General features: G+C 40.9%; 14 protein-coding genes. 10 read left to right on the forward strand and 4 right to left on the reverse strand.

Annotated features, from left to right (window positions below):
• The first annotated feature begins 407 nt into the window (after positions 1 to 407).
• Complete coding sequence (locus FQ085_RS10380; RefSeq protein WP_149456539.1) at positions 408 to 1,874, forward strand: TerD family protein; 1,467 nt, start codon at positions 408 to 410, stop codon at positions 1,872 to 1,874.
• Positions 1,875 to 2,187: 313 nt separating this feature from the next.
• On the opposite strand, the gene FQ085_RS10385 is transcribed toward FQ085_RS10380, so the two are convergent.
• Complete coding sequence (locus FQ085_RS10385) at positions 2,188 to 3,882, reverse strand: sensor domain-containing diguanylate cyclase (protein ID WP_149456540.1); 1,695 nt, start codon at positions 3,880 to 3,882, stop codon at positions 2,188 to 2,190.
• Between the two features lie 840 nt (positions 3,883 to 4,722).
• On the opposite strand from FQ085_RS10385, the gene FQ085_RS10390 reads away from it, so the two are divergent.
• The 4 genes from FQ085_RS10390 (at position 4,723) to FQ085_RS10405 (ending at position 10,776) form a co-directional block, all read left to right on the forward strand.
• Positions 4,723 to 6,993, forward strand: coding sequence for an ATP-binding cassette domain-containing protein (locus tag FQ085_RS10390; protein WP_149456541.1), 2,271 nt, complete (start codon positions 4,723 to 4,725; stop codon positions 6,991 to 6,993).
• A gap of 355 nt (positions 6,994 to 7,348) precedes the next feature.
• A complete protein-coding gene (locus FQ085_RS10395) occupies positions 7,349 to 8,656 on the forward strand; it encodes a PQQ-dependent sugar dehydrogenase (RefSeq protein WP_149456542.1) in 1,308 nt (435 codons plus the stop codon).
• A gap of 333 nt (positions 8,657 to 8,989) precedes the next feature.
• Entirely contained in the window at positions 8,990 to 10,234 is a 1,245-nt protein-coding gene (locus FQ085_RS10400; protein WP_149456543.1) for a TerD family protein, read from the forward strand.
• Between the two features lie 233 nt (positions 10,235 to 10,467).
• The gene (locus FQ085_RS10405) at positions 10,468 to 10,776 is read left to right on the forward strand and encodes a hypothetical protein (RefSeq protein ID WP_149456544.1); all 309 of its coding nucleotides are present in this window, start codon (positions 10,468 to 10,470) and stop codon (positions 10,774 to 10,776) included.
• Positions 10,777 to 11,006: 230 nt separating this feature from the next.
• On the opposite strand, the gene FQ085_RS10410 is transcribed toward FQ085_RS10405, so the two are convergent.
• Positions 11,007 to 11,738, reverse strand: coding sequence for a DUF6904 family protein (locus tag FQ085_RS10410; protein ID WP_149456545.1), 732 nt, complete (start codon positions 11,736 to 11,738; stop codon positions 11,007 to 11,009).
• Positions 11,739 to 12,341: 603 nt separating this feature from the next.
• Positions 12,342 to 13,346 carry a GTPase gene (locus tag FQ085_RS10415; RefSeq protein WP_058386244.1) on the reverse strand — a complete coding sequence of 335 codons (1,005 nt, stop codon included), beginning with the start codon at positions 13,344 to 13,346 and terminating at the stop codon, positions 12,342 to 12,344.
• A gap of 214 nt (positions 13,347 to 13,560) precedes the next feature.
• On the opposite strand from FQ085_RS10415, the gene FQ085_RS10420 reads away from it, so the two are divergent.
• On the forward strand, positions 13,561 to 14,259 hold the full coding sequence (locus tag FQ085_RS10420) for a DUF4085 family protein (protein ID WP_149456546.1): 699 nt from the start codon (positions 13,561 to 13,563) through the stop codon (positions 14,257 to 14,259).
• Positions 14,260 to 14,381: 122 nt separating this feature from the next.
• Here FQ085_RS10420 and FQ085_RS10425 read toward each other — a convergent pair whose 3' ends face one another.
• Complete coding sequence (locus FQ085_RS10425; protein ID WP_149456547.1) at positions 14,382 to 15,374, reverse strand: MsnO8 family LLM class oxidoreductase; 993 nt, start codon at positions 15,372 to 15,374, stop codon at positions 14,382 to 14,384.
• A gap of 457 nt (positions 15,375 to 15,831) precedes the next feature.
• Here FQ085_RS10425 and FQ085_RS10430 point away from each other — a divergent pair, with 457 nt between their 5' ends.
• The 4 genes from FQ085_RS10430 (at position 15,832) to FQ085_RS10445 (ending at position 20,843) form a co-directional block, all read left to right on the forward strand.
• Complete coding sequence (locus tag FQ085_RS10430; RefSeq protein WP_149456548.1) at positions 15,832 to 16,728, forward strand: glycerophosphodiester phosphodiesterase; 897 nt, start codon at positions 15,832 to 15,834, stop codon at positions 16,726 to 16,728.
• Between the two features lie 234 nt (positions 16,729 to 16,962).
• Entirely contained in the window at positions 16,963 to 17,991 is a 1,029-nt protein-coding gene (locus FQ085_RS10435; RefSeq protein WP_149456549.1) for an ABC transporter substrate-binding protein, read from the forward strand.
• A 21-nt stretch (positions 17,992 to 18,012) separates the two neighbouring features.
• Entirely contained in the window at positions 18,013 to 19,143 is a 1,131-nt protein-coding gene (locus tag FQ085_RS10440; RefSeq protein ID WP_149456550.1) for an ABC transporter ATP-binding protein, read from the forward strand.
• Positions 19,140 to 20,843 carry an ABC transporter permease gene (locus tag FQ085_RS10445; RefSeq protein WP_071153928.1) on the forward strand — a complete coding sequence of 568 codons (1,704 nt, stop codon included), beginning with the start codon at positions 19,140 to 19,142 and terminating at the stop codon, positions 20,841 to 20,843. The genes FQ085_RS10440 and FQ085_RS10445 overlap by 4 nt, the downstream gene beginning before the upstream one ends.
• Positions 20,844 to 20,855 lie beyond the last annotated feature (12 nt).

A 20,855-nucleotide genomic window follows, 5' to 3' on the forward strand; every position in this document is an offset into this window, starting at 1 on the left:
GCGGAGAAATGCCTTCATTACTGTTCTGTGATTGTCGATTTCAATTTTATTCCAGTTGATCTTTGGTTTTGTGTTGTCAAAATTCCTTATAGTTAGCGCTTGACTTATTTCACATTAAACGCTGTGTCAAAAACTATTCTAAAAGATTCTGGTAATACACGACAATTTATAATCCATACATTGCCACACTCGATGCATTAACATTTCAGATGTGGTTTTTCGATTCTATTCATTTGTATAAATTGTGTTTGAATTGTTTGTAACATAGGGACTATTTGGTAATTCCTCTCTTTTTTCTTTGAGATTGTTTATATAAAACAGCTTTACATTAATTACCTCTGTCGGATAAATGTTACAATGAGTTAAGATGGTAAGCGGGAACAAGTAAAACTAAAGGAGAGAGGCATATGCTCGATACTTCTGCACAAAAATCAATTGATAATTTAAAGAAGATTCTCACCAATGAAGACATGACCTTTAATGAACAGACAACGAAGCACTTTCTTATTCTTCCCTTCCTCACTTCACTCGGATACGACATAACAGATCCGAATGTCTTGAAGCATGAGTTCAAGCCAGCCAACCTACGGGGGAACAACGACAAAGTGGATTATGCGTTGGATTTGGGTGACTTCAAAATCATCATTGAGGCCAAGCCTTTAAACACCAATATTAAAAGGCATTACCATCAACTGCAGAAATACTATAATTCCACACCGGAAGTACAACTGGGAATCATTACAGACGGACGAAATTATCACTTTTTTACGGACTTCTACTATGAAAATCTAATGGATATCGAACCCTTTTACTCCTTAGATGTTTTAAATCTCACGGATTATGATTTTTACTTCTTGAATTTACTCAGTTACACGAAGATATCAGCAAACAGCATTCGAGAAGCCACTGAGGAAATTATCTTCCGGGATAAACTGCTCACCTCATTTAAGAAGACACTTGAAGAACTTCCGCCTGAGTTCATCAAATTGGTTGTCAAAGACTTTTACCCACATGCTGTTACAAAGAAAGTGATTGAAAAAGCGACGGCAATTGCCAAGCAGGTAGGAGCGAACAGATTGGATTTGAGCATTATCGACGAGTCCATCATTATGTCTAATGAGCGAGTAGAACAATTGGATAGCCCAACTACTGTGCCGGCTGAAGAAGTAGCACCTGAAACACCAGCCGATTCGGAAGTGAAAGAAGATAAGCCTGCTGAAAAAGAACCTGAAGTGTCAGCCCCTCAATCAGCAGAACCAGAGACCAAATTAGTGGAAATTGAAACGACACCTCCTCCAACTAAGAGGCTATCATTACGAAAAGGTGAGCGTGTCTCCTTAACTATGGAGGACCCTCCGCTAACGAAACTCAAAGTCGGACTAGGCTGGGATGTCAGCAGCCAGCAAGGAACAGAGTTCGATCTTGACGTTCATGTATTCCTTTTGAATGAAAATCAAAAAGTGCCGAAGGAAGAATTTTTTATATTCTACAACAACCCTCAATCGCCAGATGGCAGCACGAATTTATTGAAGGATAGTCGTACTGCAGGAAACAATACTGAAACGGTCTTCGTGGAACTGGATAAAGTATCAAGCGAAGTAGAAAAAATTGTGTTTATTGTAACTATCTACGATGCTTTAACTCGAGAGCAGAATTTCAGCATGGTGAACAATGTCTTTATCCGGATGACAAATGCAGAAACCGGGGAGGAAATGTTCCAGTTTGATTTGGCCAATGGTGGTGGTCCGGAGACTTGTCTGATAGTTGGGGAAATCTATCGTTACAACGAAGATTGGAAGTTCACTGCAGTCGGAAACGGTTATCAGTCTGATATTCAGCAATTATGCACCAACTTTGGAGTTCAATTAGCATGAAAAAACAGAGAACAGGGACTTCCCTGTTCTTTTTAGTTTCTATTAGTAAAATGATTACACCTTGAAAATCGCCTTCCCATTAGCATTGCAAAGAATCCATAATTACTAAAAAACAGCTAAATAAGGAAATCGTGTTTCAGGGAAGTGAAATAATGTATTTTGAATATACAAGACAATTTATATGATATACACTATCTTATCCATTGAAGCAACATTTCTAGCTATAACTGTATCGCTCCAGGAAAACGAAATTCAATTGAATTCAACTTTTAAAAAAAGAGTGTGCCAAAAACTCAATGGCACACTCTTTTTATTATGTCAGTGCATACTCTACACGATTTCGTCCTTTATCTTTCGCCTGATACAGGGCATGATCGGCTCTCGATACCATGGTGTTCAATGTATCACCCTCCATATAGGCTGTAACGCCGAAGCTGCATGTTTTTCGTTCAACCGCTTGAAAATGATAACGTTCAAATTGTTCGCGAAGTTTGGAAGAGAGTTTAATCGCATCGTCGATTTGGGTGTCGGGACAGATGATCAAGAACTCCTCACCACCCCATCTCCCTACAGTATTTCCCGCTTGAATATGATCTTTTAATAAATTGGCAACTTCGATTAAGACGATATCACCTACTTGGTGGCCAAATTGGTCGTTCACGCTTTTAAAATGATCAATATCCAATAGGATGATGGACAGCGGAACTTCATCATGTTGCGCACGCCGCAATTCAGTTTCCAAGACCCGGTCAAGTCGAAGGCGGTTCGGAATTTTGGTTAATCTATCCGTGTTGGCTAACTGCTCAAGTTCTTGTTTAGCCAACTCTAATTGTTGTGTCCGCTCTTTTACTTTGTGCTCCAAGTTAGCATTTAGTTGAAGTTGCATTTCTTGATGCTCTTTCTTGATAATATTGATCTTATCTCCAAGTGCCAATGATAGGAAGATAGCTTCGAAAATAGCACCAATTGCTGGAATGTCTTCATAAATTCGAGGATGCAATGGAATGACACCTAAAAATCCCAGCCCTTGAATGATAATGGAAGATAGCAAAATCGTCCATCCAACCATATAAAATCGAGCTGCTTTATAGCCTTTCAGCAATAAAGTTAATCCTGAAACCCAAAGTAATACGAGTACAAGCATTGTGAATATCGTTGTAATATTATTGACCGCCATTACGTCGGGCGTCAGGAGAACTGCGATAAATAAGATGGCGTTTATCCATAATGCAATTGTTAGTAGATGGTTATGTATAGGCAAATACTTTTTCAATTCGAGGAAGTTTCTGCCGAATAATGTCATAAATAAAAGCAATAAATTACAGCTCAATACTAAAGATCGTGTGAAAAACCACTCGGGTAGAAAGTGGCCAGTCAATTCAATGTCAAACGTATTCATCGTCGCTTGGAAGACCATAAAGCTCCACATATAAAAAACGTAATACAAATAGGTTTTTTCTCTGAAAGAGAAAAAAAGAAATAGATTATAAATAGATAAAGCGGTTAAAAATCCATAAAAAGCACCAACAAAAAACTTGTAAACAATGGTTTTTTCAATGAATCCAGTTGTTGTAGAGAGGGAAGAGATGACCGTAAGAGGCATTGAACCTTCTATTTTCAGATAAATTTCGTCAATAGAAGGATCATTGATTGAAAATAGGATGGAACGGAATTTGATTTGGCGTTCCTCTAGATTTGAAAAGCCGCCGATTTTTTTATCATAGGAACCGTCTTGTTTGACTAAATAGAGCTCGATCGTTTCAAGTTTGTCTATCAGTTCCAGCCAATAAGACTCATCTTTGTCTGTGATGACTTCGTCTGCGTCCAATCTAAGCCAAACGGTATCGTCTGTATGCCAGAAGTTTAAATACTCTTGTGTACTGGGCGTGAAAGAATCTGTGTATTCACCAGACAAGAGCTCTTCTACAGTTACTTCATTGGTTGGATCAAGGAAAATATCGTAATAAGAGCCTAGCTTTATAGTAGGCGGAGCTTCTTCGGCATACATGGTTGGAGGCACGAATAATTGTATGACGAAAATGAATGCAAGGATACTGACAACTAAAATAAGCTTTACGTTCCTAAAAAAATGCTTCTTCTCTATGATTAGACTTACCTCTCTTCCTTGTTAAATAGGTATTTGTGAGGGGCGAACGCTTACAATACGAGTGCCTATTATTGAATGTTTTGTAATATATAATTTTACACTAGTGTTGTATTAATTTAAATCGGAAATAGGTTGAGCCTAAAAGAAATGTCCTTTATAAAGTCTATGCAAGTAATCCTGTCCAAATTTATCAAAATGGATTAAAGCATATAAACCTCGTCCCTGGGAAAGAAACAATTCTAAACGATTCGGACAATACGCTACAATTTATATCATATACATTGCTGCACCCGCTGCGTCTATGTTGAAGGTGCAGATTTTTCATATTATTCATCTGTATAAATTGTGTGGAAATTGTTTCGCTCCCTGGGACGAAATATTAAAGGGTGTATGCTTTTAGGGGCGGGCTTGATTCTAGTGGTATTGCCATCTATCGAAATGTTATTTGTATAAATTAAAAGACATGATCGATTTTTTTTCATGGCGTATCCTGGGAAGAGTGTTTTAATAGGCTCACCTGGATAGTGGAAGAAAAATCGCTTTCCTGTGTTAAAAAACTCTAAACGACCCTGACAATCCATACTCCATACAAAGTCACACCTGCAGCAACATCGCGGGTGTGGCTTTTCGGGTTTATTCATTTCCTCATCCAATAAACGCTTGTGTAAACGGGACCAAAACAGGGAACTCTTATATCAATAGGTTAGTTACCTGACTTGATCAGAAAAGGAGCAGTTCACCATGGCAGAAAAAAGAGATGAAATCATCCTGAGAGGGTTGCAGGAAAATAATTTGAAGAATGTCGATTTGAATATCCCGAAAGAAAAGATAAATGTGTTTACCGGCCTGTCGGGTTCAGGCAAAAGCTCGGTTGTCTTTGATACGTTAGCGACAGAAAGCAGAAGGCAAATGACGCTGAATTATCCGCTGTATATCCGGCACCAGATGCCGAGGTATGAACGGCCGCATGCCGACTTGATGCAGCATTTAAGTCCGGTGGTCGTTGTCGAACAGAAACCGGTAAGAGGAAATTCGCGTTCGACGGTCGGCACTTATATGGATATCGATCCGTTGATCCGCTTGCTGTTTTCGCGGATTGGCAGCCCGCCGATCGGCTCAGCTGCGGAGTTTTCGAGTGACAGTTCTTTCGGCAAATGTCCGGAGTGCAGTGGACTTGGCGAAATTATTGCACCGGATATCCACAAACTCATCGATCATACAAAGTCGCTTCGGGAGTCCGCGGTGAGATTCAGACCGCTCGCGCCGCCCGGTTGGCAAGGCAGATGGATGGTGGACGGCGGATTGTTTGACCCCGATCTTCCCATCAAAGACTACACGGAAGAAAAATACAATCTTCTGGTCTACGGTCCGCGTGAAGGCGAGCGGGCATTTAGCACTTACTACTACAAAGTAGGTAATCGGGACATTGAATGGGACGGCATTCTTCCCCGGTTTATCCGTCTGTACATTAACCGCGACCTCTCAAAACTGAAAGTAACGTCACAGGAAGATGTACTGGCGGTGACGGCACGTACACTGTGTCCGACCTGCGAAGGTTCTGGGTTGAATCCGAAAGTGCTAGAAAGCAAAATCAACGGCTTGAATATCGCGCAATACGACCGGCTGGAAATGACGGATTTGCTGGGTGAACTGGGGAAGATGAAAGATCCGGTTGGCACATCGATTGCGCAGCAGGTGTTACCGGGTGTCAAGCAGCTGGTTGATTTGGGACTTGGCTATTTGTGTCTGGCGCGAAAAGTGGGCACTTTGTCCGGAGGGGAAGCGCAGCGCGTGAAAATTGCGCGCCACTTAGGCAGCAGTCTGAACAACATCACGTATATATTCGACGAACCGAGTGCGGGGCTGCATCCGGAAGAAATCGAGAAGCTGACGCACATGCTGGAAAGTTTGAGAGACAACTACAACACCGTCGTCGTCATCGAGCACAATTTGACCGTCATCAAAACAGCGGATGAAATTATCGAAATGGGTCCGGGTGCCGGTGTGACTGGCGGTCGAGTGGTCTATCAGGGCGCGCAGGAAGGTCTGCAGAAAGCATCCGCGATCACTGATTTAAACCATAGAGTCGCTGTCAATAAAACACCGCGACAGACAGAAAATAGTTTTTCGATCAACAATGCATCTGCGAATAACTTAAAAAACGTAAGCGTGAAAATTCCGGAAAACGTGCTGGTGTCTGTCTGCGGTGTTTCGGGTTCTGGGAAGAGTTCGTTAATGTTTGATGCATTTACGGAGAATTATCCCGAAACCATCGCGGTGAGGCAAAGTAGCATCGGAACATCGAGCCGTTCGACACTCGCGACTTATATGGGGATTATGGATGACATCCGCTCGATTCTTGCCAAAGAGACAGGACAGCCTGTGGGCTTGTTCAGCTTTAATTCGATAGGAGCCTGCCTTGTCTGCGAAGGCAAAGGCGTCACCACGCCGGACGTGGCTTTCGCAGATCCCGTCACCGTTACTTGCGAAGCGTGCAAAGGGACGCGCTATTCCGATGAGGCGCTGTCGTATCGCCACTTAGGGAAAAATATTGTAGAGATTTTGGAGTTGTCGATCGACGAAACCAATCACTATTTAAAAATGCCGAAAATCGTCAAAAAAGTAGATACTTTAAAAGATGTCGGCTTGGGCTACCTGACACTCGGCCAAACGACCAGTTCGTTGAGCGGCGGCGAAGTGCAGCGCCTCAAACTCGCCAGTCACCTGAAAAAAGAAGGACAGATTTACTTGCTCGATGAACCCTCATTGGGGCTGCACACAAAAGATAATGCCCATCTATTAGCTGTATTCCAGGGGCTCGTTGACAGAGGGAATTCGGTGATCCTCATCGAGCACAATCTGGACTTTATCGCGGCAAGCGACTGGATCATCGAAATGGGTCCAGGTGGCGGTAAAAAAGGAGGAGAAATCCTATTTGAGGGGACACCGAAAGCGATGCTCGAATCGGATACGGTGACGGCGAAGTGGCTGAGAAAAGATGCGGAGAGATGAAAAGATTTTTCTGTGTGAGGCGGCATAAAATCGCGCTCCTGTGCAGAAAACAATACATGACAATTTGTTTACTATACATTGCTGCCCCTATCACATGAAAAATTGGGGTGCAGCTTTTTGATTATATTCCCCTCTATAAATTTGTGAGAATTGTACAGAACACATCGAACACACTGCAACTGATTCATTATGCTAAATAAATCAGTTTGCTGGGGTAGGTTTAAGGGGAAATGCATTTATAAGGGAGTTTTTAGTTAGGATAGGCAACTCTTAATCAATTTCGGATGTTTGATTTCTGAGAATTGAATTTAATAGTTCTTCAGTTAAAAAATTTTAAGAAAGAGGTGGAAAAACGATGGCAAAAATTTCACGGTCAAGATTCATGTTCGTTACCATGCTGCTCTTTTTATTGACTTTGTCAGCATGTGGCAACGATGAAACTTCAGACGAAAAACCAACTGATGACTCGGATGCAGTAACAGAAGAAAGTGCTGAAGAGGGCTCTGAAGAGAAAGCTAATGAAAGTGCAGAAACTGAACCAAAAGTTACTGAGTTTGAACCCGCATTTCCAGAACAAACAAGAGCACCTGCAGTAGAGACTGAAACAGAAATTGATACGGAAGTTATTGTTGAGGGTCTTGGCGTATCTTGGGGGATGGCAGAGTTTGAACCAAACCGCTTACTTGTTACGCAAAGAGATACAGCAGAACTTTTGATTGTAAACCTTGAAGACGGCGCTGTTTCAGATCCAATCAAAGGGACACCCGAAGTAAATAACGAAGATCAAGGTGGTTTACTTGATGTAGCGGTTGCACCTGATTTTGACGAATCCCGATTAGTGTTTCTGACGTTTTCTCAAGATGTTGAAGGGGGCACGGTAACGGCTGTCGGTAAAGGTGTATTATCAGAAGATGAAGCTTCACTTGAAGATTTTGAAGTCATCTTCCAAGCGACACCAGCATATGAAGGTACGTTACACTATGGTGGACGTATTATCTTTGATGATGATGGCAACCTATTCTTAACAACTGGTGAGCGTTCAGATGACGAAAGTCGCGATCGTGCACAAGAATTAGATGCTTATTTAGGGAAAGTCATTCACATCACACAAGACGGAGAACCAGTAGAGTCGAATCCATTTGTCGAAGATGAAGACGCGCTAGATGGTATTTACAGCTACGGTCACCGTAATATTCAAGGTATCGATTACAACCCTGCAACAGGAGACTTATGGATTGTTGAATTCGGTCCACAAGCTGGGGATGAACTGAATATTATTGAACCCGGTAATAACTATGGATGGCCAATTGTTTCTTATGGCATCGAGTACACGGGTGAATTGATCAATGATGGTATTTCAGAACACGAGGCGCAAGGCTTTATTGAACCAAGATATTATTGGGATCCAACGAGTGCACCAAGTGGTATGGCATTCTACGATAACGACGCAATTCCTGAGTGGGAGAACAACCTGTTTATCGGTGGGTTAGTGTCGAGCTATATTGCACGTGTCGTTATTAAAGGAGACACCATCGTTGGAGAAGAACGTCTATTAACTGGTGAAAACGAACGTTTCCGCGATATTCTTGTAACGGAGGATGGCGCGCTTATTGCCATCACGGATGGCGGTAAGGTTTATAAGATGTCAGCAGCAGGAGAATAAGTTATGATTTTCTAAAAGCAGTGCACCTTATGTCAATGTCGTTAACTTAAGGCGCACGACCATATTAAAGAAGCCGGCAATCGTGGAAATTCATGATTGCCTGCTTCTTTTTTGTTGCCTGTGCAGGTATTAACATTATTGAAGTTTGTCTCTGTGGAAAAACAACTTTAACAATTCATGATAATGGATGATTTAAATGCGGAAATAGCTGTATATATTTTGTTAATGGTATTGTTTCCGGTAAATTACTTTTCAAAATTCTGTAAACAAAATTCAACATATATTATAGTAAAATTAAGAAGTAGATTTAATTGACTAAAAGGAGGAATCTTAATGGTAGTTTTAGTAAAAGGACAAAAGGTGGATTTAACAAAAACGAATCCTGCACTGACAAAAATCAAGCTGGGACTTGGTTGGGATACTGGTAGCCATGGTCGCCACTTTGATTTAGACGTTTCTGCATTGTTGGTGAATGAAGCAGGGCAGCTTGCAGGGAAAGAAGGCCTTGTTTTTTACAACAACTTAAAAAGTTGGGATGGTGCAGTTCAATTAACTAAGGATAATCGTACAGGTGAAGGTGCGGGGGATGACGAGCAGATCCTTATTGATTTAAAGACCATTTCTTCTGGTATCAAAAAAGTTGTCTTAGCAATCCATTTGTATGATGGAGAATCCAAGAAGCAGGACTTCGGCCAAGTGGCAAACGCTTACGTCCAAATCGATAATGCCGAAAATGGGCAACAATTACATAGGTACGAATTAGGAAAAGATTCTTTAACAGGAACGGGCGTCATTGCGGGTGAAGTCTATTTGCATAACGGGGAATGGAAGTTTGCTGCTATTGGACAAAGTTCTAGTGACGGACTAGCTGAGCTATGCAAAAGCTATCACTTTCAGGCAGGTCTCGATTTCTTTCAAAAAGCACCAACGCAAGCAGAGCCAGCAAAGCAGGCAGCGACTGCTTCGATTAATCTTACGAAAGTAGAGCTGAAAAAGACCGGAGATAAAATCAATTTAAACAAAACGAATGCCCCGCTTGGAGAAATCCTTGTGAATTTAAATTGGAATCAGAAAACAGCCAAAGGATTTTTGTCTTCAGTCCTAGGCGCAGGCTCTTCTGTCGATTTGGATCTGGGCTGCCTCTTTGAACTGGAAGATGGCTATAAAGGAACTGTTCAGGCTCTTGGAAATAGTTTTGGGAACTTAAGTAGCGAACCATATATTGCACTGGACCAGGATGATCGGACAGGGGCCATAAAAGGCGGCGAAAACCTACGGATCAATGGCAATAAAATTACTAAATTCAAAAGACTTCTTGTCTATGCGTTCATCTACGAAGGCGCAGCGAATTGGTCAGAAGTGGATGGCGTTGTGACGATGAAACAGCAAAGCGGACCGGACATTGAGGTTCGTCTCGATGAACACCGAAAAGGCAAGAGAATGTGTGCGATCGCGCTTCTCGAAAATGTGAACAATGAAACGATGAGCGTAAAAAAAGTAGTCGAATACTTTAATGGCCACAAGGACATGGATAGAGCGTTTAAGTGGGGGATGAACTGGAGTGCCGGGTCGAAGTAGTGGAACTGATTCTTGAATAGAGATGAGGGAACCGGTGACAGAAACAGTTTTTTATTTACACGCCTACTCATTTTGTCGACTATTAAGCATGCGAAAAAGTAGAAGAGTTAATTTAAATTAACTCTTCGATCTTAAAAGTACGAAATATTCACACTTTTTAACTTTCTGACTGGTAATCGAACATAAGTTCTGTTATATTAAATGCATACCACTATGGAATGGGGTGTATTTCGATGGTGCTTGCGATCAAAGAAGTGAACGGATTTGAAAAAGGGAAGAAATATACGAGGGATCTTAAGCTTTTGTCGTGCTTTAAAAATGACGAACACCGCGTAGTCGCTTTGGTGGATAAAGATGGCAATGTTCTTTATTGGATGACCACAGAAAATTCACCCGAATATCAAAACTTCCGTATAAAAGCTACCTATACTTTTACAGTTAGCTATATTTCTACAGTATTTGACCCTTCCATCCCTAAGGTTGTTATTGCCGAATTGAATGAGCTAACAACTGAGAACAGCATGTATGACAGAGCAATATAAATTAAATGCTTAATATATAATTGCAAAAAGAACCTTGACAACCTCAAGGTTCTTTTTGTTTGGCTATATAGTCAGTTAATTTCCTGTCCTAGAAAAAGAAACCATTCCAAACGGTTCCTACACTACAATGAATTGTGCGGTGTACAGGGAATGTATGGGAACTGCTGGGAACAGCACAAACAATACTGCATATCTTCGAAAAGACTTCGTCATATAAAGCGACAGCCGTCTCACCACTCAAAATCTTCTGGATACTCTTCGTTAAATCGGATTTCCGATTCAGGCACATTCAAGTCGCGGGCCGCATCCATAATCCCTGCTCTTGCATTTATATAGAGATGGTCCAGTTCACCGAGACGCTTTGCCATAATGCTGATGTTGGCCAGGCGTCTTTCTGGCTTCATTTTCAAAAACTTGATATTCAAGTGATCGACGTATTGAGTCGCATAGTTGTGGTAAAGGCCGTACGTATAGTTCATATAAGGGCGGATATACTTTTTGAGGTGGCCATATTTTGATTCGGATAAGGTTTCTTGCAAGCAACGCGCAACGGCCCCTTGAAATTTACGGACGGCAATGATGGTTGGGTCCCAGGGGTGCGTGTTGCTACGCTTTTCATAGAGTTCAATAAAATCATTGAGTGAAAAGGAAACGAACAGTAATTCCGGCCACATGACTTCAAAGGTTAGGTAGATATTGGTGTCAGGGCCGATAATTGGCATGTAGCGAGCCCGTTCTTTATCGAAGCCATTGGGCACAGCAGTTGCACCGCGGCCGCCCATCATCGCGTGACGGATATCGTAACAGACACCAAGCACCCGAATCCGGACAGAGTCGTATGCAGGCAGTTCACCTTCTTCACCAACGATTAGATGCAGCGCTTCGTATAATTCGTCAAGATCCTGGTAGTCGCCAGCAACGGTAACGCCAGCGTAATGTGGGGTATTGTTGATTTGCAGCATGTGAAGTCTCCTTTGAGGTTTTTCTCCATTGTAGCAAAAATCAGTCTTTTGCATACGAGTAACAAGAAAAAATGACAAAAAGCACAGTTTGCATTAAAATTATTTCTCCGAGTTATCTCTATCAGAATCCGTAGTAAAAGGTTTTTCTGTATAAGTTGATATGTCATACTCTCGAATTGATGGATATGTTTCAGAAGTTGAGTTATCAAGAATTGTGTCGTTCCCTGGGAAGAAAAATGCATACTTGAGTTGTTCATAGGAAGAACCTGGAGGCTGATGGAAACAGAAAAGGTAAAGGAGAATATTTCTGTTTGATTTTGAGGCAGTGACTGCCGAGATAACGGTTTCGCACACAGGGGAACCGTTTTAGCAGTTGAAAGAAAAACTTTGAAAAGAGTATAATTCTTGGACAAAGCAGTGAACTGCTTAGTTATGTCAAACACAATTTTAGCTAAAAAAATGCATGAGGAATGCCACCCATTTCTGGGCTGGCTCATCGTCATGCATTTTTTATGTGTTTGCGATAATACATACAGTTTTAATATCATGAAAGGGTAGGATAATAATATAAACCTTACTAGTGTTACAGGGATTTTGAAGATATTAAGCCTTTTTTTGTTGACTTAAAAACATTTCGTATACAGATTTTAATTGATCTGCATTTAATTCGATATCATTTTCATGCATATACTTAATGGCATATCCAAGTGCCACAGTAGTGGCTCCGGCGACACTGGCACCTATAACAGAACCAGCACCTGGAATCACTTTTACAATTTGACGGAATACTGTTTTACCGATGTTTCCTATAACAGTAGCGATAATTAATTCCTTAGCGTTTTCTTTCGATACTGGTTTATTGTAGAGAGTAGACAACTTTATGATTAGTCCTACTTGAATGGAGATAAGAGGAACAAAATCAGATCCTGGAATTGGAAGAGCCCCAACCGCGGCCGAAGATCCGCCTGCGCCTATTATCCACCGATTTGCGATTGAGGCCTTGTCCTTTAAATTTGTGGCCAGTAAAATATCTTTAGATTTTTTTTCGAGAACATCCATCAATTTATTTTGAAGGAAGGAGATGTTCTCACCCGTTCTTGAGGAGATAGGGGCGACTGGATAGTTGTAATCAGTATGGTCTTGTATATATTTAATAAGTTCTGGAATTTCGTCAGCCGCATCAATTTTATTTAAAACAATGATAATGTCTTGATTCACTTTTTCAATTTCTTTTAAGTTTTTAAGTTCACTTTCAGAAAGAACAGTTCCGGCAGCATTTAAGAAAAACAGAATGACATCAGAGTTTTTATAATACTTTAGAGTGATATCCGAATTAGTCTTAATAACATCGTCTAGACCTGGAGTGTCAACAAAAATAATATTCTCTCTGTAAGCAATCTCTTTAATCTCTTTTGTTTCACCGGGCTTAGCACCAACACTTACAATGTCTTCCTTCATGAGCCTATTGATTGTCGAAGACTTACCACAGTTAACATCACCTACCATTGAAATTATCAACTTGCGAGTTAATTGCTCATTAATTTCATCACTTTTTTGCTTGAAAATATCCTCAAAAACATTATCGAAGTTCTCAAAACCTGAAACCATTCAACTCACTCCTTTTTAACTATTATATCATTCAGATGTTTTTTCCCCCTAATAATTAACTAATGATATTAACGCATTCTAGCCGATTTTGACATCGCATTACCGTTTATAAGATATACAACGCTACCCCTGACTTATTAATCTTTTCGATTAAATAAGTTGATTGGAATTTTTGTCGCTCTAAAGAAAGCGGAACACTTAGGAGGTTTATCAAATGAAATACTTCACGAAGGATTGGTATGACGAAATGCAGGTTTCGGGTTTTCTTGTATTGCATGACTCGGAAAAGGATTGGGAAGAAGAGGTGGAATATTACCGTAAGGAAGGAAAGGATTTACGGGAATTGAACTTGCGCAATCTGGCCGATATGCGGGGAAGTTTGCTGCGCTACTTACCGGAGACGTTTTATCCATATATCCATGATGGTACACTAGTGACAGAATACCCGACTCCAGAACTGCGCACACTCGTCAATCGGTGGGAGCGGAACTACGAGCGGCGTATGGAGGAGCTTGATAACCGGTATAAGCAACATTTCGAATCGATCAAAGCGGAGCTCCCACCAGCTGCAGTCGAACTGATGGAGAATGGCCTGCATGATGCCGTCGTTCTTTCTGTTGAAAAACCGTCTGAAGATCAGCTTGTCCTGACGCTCGACTGCAGTGGAGGTTTCCATTATTTCACCGATATCCGTGTCACTTTTGAAGAGGTCACTTATTCGGATATTCCGTTAGATTTTAAAGGGGCATGGTGGTTGTATGATGAAATTTACAAAACGGATGATGGCTTCGAACTTCATACATTGTTTGACTCCCCGATGATTGAGACGGTGATTCGTGCGCGCAATGTGAAAATCGAACTGCTAAAATTGCCGCTAATGCGTCGATTGAAAAAGTGGTTGAGAAAAAGGTAGACGTTGTTAGATGAGTTAGGGAAGATTCAGTAGAAGCAATCACGCAGTGAAAAAAGCCGGACCGGTTGACCTGAAGAGGTAACCGGTCCGGCTTTCCTTTGTTTATTTATTAAATGGATCCGTTACAGTAATTGCTCTGCCAGTAGTTGGTAAACAGCCAATCGTTTTTCTTGAGAATGCGGAATGCTGCAGATCATGGCTTCTTCAAAACCATATTCCATTTGCTCGCGCTGCAATTGATCGGCGACGTCTTTGGCGGAACCGACTAAATGGATGCTGCGGCTTTCCTTGATCTGCATGCGGTCCATTTCAGTTAACGCGGAATTTTGTGCCTCTTCGGGTGTCATAAGGGGCATAATCCGACCTTTCATCAACATCAGGCGTGAAATGTCTTGTGGCAATGCTTCGTATTCTGCTTCTTCGGCCGTTTCAGCTGTTGTCACTAAATACGATACCGAAATTTCAGGTTTGTCCATAAATGCTGACGGTCTAAAATTTGCACGGTAAGATGCTAAAATATCTTTCGTCATGCCGCCATTGAAAAACTGGGCAAAAGAATAGCCGACGCCCATACGTCCTGCTTCTAATGCACTATTGCCACTTGAACCGAGTAGCCACGCTTCTGGCAACTGAATATGTGTCGGAGCCGCGATGGTTTTAGTGTACATCGTCTCTTCCGGTACTTCGTCATTGATCAGTTTTAATGCCGTGTCGAATTTTCCGTACATGTCGTCAGTCATCGGGCGGCGTCCTTGAGCCAACGCGTAAATGGCGCTATGGTCACCACCGGGTGCGCGGCCAACGCCAAAATCGATACGGCCTGGCGCAAGGGCAGCCAATGTTTTAAAGACTTCTGCCAGTTTTAACGGCGAATAATGCATCATCATCACACCGCCTGTACCGATGCGAATGTTTGTTGTTTTGGCACTTAAGTATGCGGCCGTGACTTCGGGTGCGGAGCTGGAAAATGCGCTAGAGCCATGATGCTCAGCCATCCACATCCGGCTGTAGCCCAACGTGTCGGCAAGAACCGCAAGTTCCACCGCATTTTGCATCGCTGCTGCGGCTGTGTTTCCAGTCGTAACAGGCGCTTGGTCTAAGACACTTAGTTTCATTTCGATAACTCCCTTTCTTTCCCTGCCAGTTTCTTCATTGAGGAGTATAGCAGTGTGGCGTATCAAAATCCTTTCTTTTGTCTTAAGGGTCTTATTTGCATAAGTTGTGAACAGTAGAGGATTAGAGTTGAATTGGGTCACCGTGTAACTACACTTGCTAAGTCAATATTGGGAGTGTGTTTTTTTATGTTATTCAGCTGTATAAATTGTTTAGGGAATTTATTTCTCCTAATTTGTCGACCGGATGTAGAGCATATTTTGCAATTGAGAAGTCGAATAATTTAAAATTAGTTTGACAATTTTGAATATTTTCATTATGGTTTCTTTAATCTGGGAATTTAAGGAGGAGTTTTATTAGCATAAAATTTAGTATGTAAATTGCTATTCTTGCCACGGAGAACAAAATGTTTAGTGATAGTCGATCTAATGTGCAATTGGTCAAAAAAAAGATAGGGAGATGAAGTCTTTGAAAAAGGTTTCGTATAGCTTATTGATTTTATTATTGCTCAGTACCGTGTTTACGTTTAGTTCAACGCCAAGTTTTGCAAAATCACAAGCACCTTTGTTGAATCCGAATAAGATTTTAAATGTGGCTCATCGAGGAGCTTCCGGATATGCACCTGAGCATACACTGGTCTCTTATGAATTGGGAGAAGATCTGCACGGCGATTATATTGAAATCGATTTACAAATGACAAAAGATGGTGTATTGATTGCTATGCATGATGAAAAAGTAGATCGGACGACGAACGGAACAGGCTACGTAAAAGATATGACACTTGCAGAGATTAAGCAATTAGATGCTGGCTCTTGGTTTAACGAAGCTTATCCTGAGCAAGCAAAAGCAGAATATGTTGGTCTAAAAGTGCCAACTCTTGAAGAAGTCTTTCAAGAATTCGGTCGCGGTGCAAGATATTATATCGAAACAAAAGCGCCAGAAGTTTACCCAGGTATGGAAGAAGAATTGCTGCGCGTTCTTACTAAATATAAAATGATTGTACAGAATGCGCCATCTAGTAAAGTTTTGGTTCAATCGTTTAGCCAAGAAAGCTTATTGAAAATGCATGCATTAAACCCGAAAGTTCCATTGGTTCAATTACTTTCATACTCGGGTCCTGCAACCATTACAGACGAACAAATTGCTGAGATTAAAGAATATGCCATTGGTGTTGGTCCAAGTTTCAAGCGCATCGATAGAGCGTATGTAGAAAAAGTTCGCGAAAATGATTTGTTGATTCATCCGTATACAGTGAATACAAAAGAGGACATGGAACGACTATTAGACTGGGGAGTAACCGGAATGTTTACGAATTATCCTGATCTTTTAAACGAAGTATTGAAAGGGAAAAAATAAGGTGGCTAGCTGACCTGGTGGGTAGATTTAACAGGAATTCATAAGTATGAAGAATATGTAAGAAACATCAAGTAAGCGCTTGCAATATTCTGAATCTATTGTATAATTTAGCTAGTTGCATAACGAGGCAGAGACTATGAGATGAACGCCTGAATGCAAGTTCCTAATTACAGGGGCTTGGTTCAGCGTTCATTTTTTTTCTGCAAAACAACTAAAACACAAGGGGGAATTGGGATGAAGAAGGTTTCAGGATTAATGGTCGGATTAATGTTATCAGCAAGTGTGTTAGCAGGATGTGCTGGTGGAGGCGGCGATAGTGGAGAAGGCGGGGGAGAACGAATTACCTTGTATTCACCTGAAACACCAGAGTTTACAAAAGAATTGGCTACTAAATACGAAGAGCTTAACGGCAGTCCAGTTGATGTACAATACGCAGGAACAAACGTACTTGTCAACCAAATGCTAGCAGAAAAAGATAATCCAAAAGCTGATGTTTGGTACGGGGGTGGAGGAATTCTTCCTTTTGAAGCGGCGGTAGACCGCGGGATTTTGGCTTCTTATATTCCAGATGTTGCGGCTGACTGGAGCGAAGTAGAAGATGGCATCAAAATGAAACACGGCGATGGAAAATACGTAGGGGTAGAAGTCTTTGTACTTGGTTTTTCATATAATACAGAATTAGTAACTGAAGAAGAGGCACCAAAAACATGGGACGAGCTGTTAGATCCAAAATGGAAAGGCAAAATTCAATTTCCAAACCCAGCAGCTTCAGGGACAGCTACTTTAATGGTAATGGATCAGTTAATGCAACGTGGTGAAGAAGAAGGATGGGCATATTTCGAGAAGCTATCTGAACAAGCGAACTCTATGCCTGACTCAGGTTCTGCTCCAACAAAAGGCGTTGCAATGGGAGAAGCTCATATTGGAATTGGTTTTGACTTTATGGCATATGAGCAAAAGAATGCAGGCGAAAGCGTTGATTTTATTCTTCCAGATAAAACGCCAGTCCTTGTTAACCCAGCTTCGTTAATCGAAGGCGGACCAAATCCAGAAGGCGGAAAAGCATTTATCGACTACTTACTAAGTGAAGAAGCTCAACAAATCATGGCGGATGCTTATCATATTCCGATCAATTCAGAAGTAGAATCTAAGACAGATTTAACGCTAGAAGAAGTTAAAAAGAATGCGGTGGATCTTGATATTGATTGGGTCAACGAAAACTACGACCGTGTAAGAAACGAATGGAAAGATCGATTTCAATAATTAAAAAGAGGGTGAATGGATATGGGTTCTGTCAAAGTAAATAACTTGATAAAAAGTTTTGGAAGTTTTACAGCTTTACAAAATATTGATTTGGATATCAAGGAGGGGGAGTTTTTCGCCCTTCTTGGCCCTTCTGGGTGCGGAAAAACGACGATGATGCGCTGTATTGCGGGATTTGAACAACCAACTTCGGGCACAATTCGTATTGGCGACCGAGAAGTAGAAAAAATTCCTGCAAACAAACGAAATTGCGGTATGGTCTTTCAAAGTTATGCACTTTTCCCACATATGAACGTGTTTGAGAATGTGGCATACAGCTTGAATATTAAGCAACTAAATAGCAGCAACATCTTCAAACAAGCTGGAATTTATGCGCGTTTATTGAATAAAAAACTAGGTAAAACACCTAAACATATTGAAGCGAAAGTAATGGAGATACTAAAGTATGTAGAATTAGATCAACATGCGCACCGTTTAACAAGTGAGTTATCTGGTGGACAACAACAACGTGTCGCACTGGCGAGAGCTTTAGTAATGGAACCGGCTGTTTTATTAATGGATGAACCTTTATCGAATTTAGATCAAAAACTTCGTCATTCGATGCGCAATACAATTCGTCGAATCCAACAAGAATTGGGGATTACGACAATATTCGTTACACATGATCAAGAAGAAGCAATGAGTATGGCTGACAGAGTAGCTGTAATGGATGCAGGAAATATTATTCAAATTGGAACTCCTACAGATCTTTATAGTAATCCTGCAACTCCTTTTATTGCTAATTTTGTTGGAACTTCAAACATCCTTAAAGGAACGGTAGTTGGAGAAGAAAATGGCTTGTACAGAGTCCAAGGAGAAGGCTTCGATTTACAATCGACTAAAAAACCGAATAAACCAGAAGTAGATGTTATTATTCGTCCCGAACACATCAAAGTAGAAGCAGCAGAAAGTATTATCGAGTTATCAGAAACAAATGTTATTCAAGGAATTGTACTAATGTCTACATATTTAGGGTCGATTGTTCGCTATGACGTTCAAGTGGGCTCGTACCAATTAGTCATCGATACTACCTATTCTACGGGTGGGAGTATTTACGAAAAAGGCAAAGAAGTAAAACTGACAGTTGCTCACGAAAGGGTGCTGTTAATATGAAAAAGATAAAAAATACTTTTAGTGGATTAACAGTTATTAAGTGGTTGATCTATCTATTCTTCGGTCTTTTTATGATTTTGCCGTTAATCTCTGTATTCGTAGTCAGTTTTACAGGAGAGCCCATTAATATTTTAGGTTCGATAACGGATCCAGCTATTATGAGTTCCACAATTGAAAAACTTGGAAACAGCTCACTTGATAATTACAAACAAATTTTTAGTAATTCAGGATATGCAGATGCATTGAAAAACAGTTTGTTTTTGGCTTTTGGTGTAACGATTATTGTTATTATTCTTTGTATTCCTCTAGCATACGGAATTGCCCGTACTAAAATGCCTTTTAAAAAGACGATTTCTGCGCTATGTACTGTGCCGCTAATCGTACCGACATTCATTTCTGCTTACGCATTTATCATCATGTTTGGTAGAGCTGGATGGGTCACCGAGATTTACAATAAATTAGGTGGAGAAGGCATGTTAATTGATCCGTATTCCATGACTGGAATCGCAATGGTGCAGGTGTTCTTCTTCTTTCCATACGCACTTTGGCCACTAGTAGCAGCATTTAAAATTAGTGATGTTAGTTTAGAAGAAGCTTCCCAAAATTTGGGGGCGAAAAGTTGGTTTACATTTGTTTTTGTCACATTCCCACTAGCAATTCCAGGAGTAATTTCAAGTGCATTATTGATTTTTACAGTCAGTTTCTCGGATTTTGGAACGCCTATTATTCTCGCACCTGCTAATTTAAACTTATTGGTCGTTGAAGCATACCGTGAAATTGCTGGTTTCTTTAACTGGGGTGGTGCTGCCATCTTAACTGTTGTAATGGTAATTGTAGCTGGATTTTTCTTCTGGCTTCAGTATTTATTCACAAAAGGCAAAAATTATGGTTCTGTTTCAGGTAAACCGAAGCAACAAAAATTAGTAGAGCATAAAGGATTGAGCCGAGTGCTCGCTATATACTCATTTTTAATCGTATTAATTCCACTTTTTGCGATATTGTCCGTTGCATTGCAATCAATCGCAACAACGTGGGGAAGAGGAATGTTACCAAATGGATATACATTGGATCATTACCGAACCATTTTTAGTGGATCAATGGGCAATATTACAAATAGTATTGTCTTGGCAACAGGAGCGCTAATTTTAAGCGTAATTATTGCTACATTTGTTTCCTACTTTGTAGTCCGTCAAAATTCTTCGAAACTGGATTTCATGGCATCTATTCCATTAGTAGTACCAGGTATTGCATTTGGTATCGCTTTGATTCAGACCTTTAATACCGCTCCCTTACAACTGACGGGAACCGCTTTCTTGTTAATCGTGGCCTATACAATTAGAAGGCTGCCGTATATGGTTCGTTCAACGATGGGATCAATGAGAGCTATCAAGCAAGATATTGAGGAAGCTGCAGTAAACCTGGGAGCCACTCCATTAACTGCGGCCATTACGATTATTGGGCCACTGTTACTGCCCGGTATTGCAGCTGGATCGGTTCTTGTATTTATCACGGTTATTAAAGAAGCGAGTGTGTCTATCCTGCTAGCTCCACCTGAATGGGCGCCAATGAGTTTAGCGATTTTCCAAAATATTTTGCGCGGTGAATTCTATACGGCTGCGGCAATGTCGATTGTGATGATTGTGATTGTGTTGATTTTACAGTATGTAGCAAGTCTGTTAACGCGTAAAGAGCAATTATAAAGTAGCCGAGGT

Origin of the sequence: Planococcus sp. ANT_H30, from assembly GCF_008369335.1 — a bacterium.
GTDB lineage: Bacteria > Bacillota > Bacilli > Bacillales_A > Planococcaceae > Planococcus > Planococcus kocurii.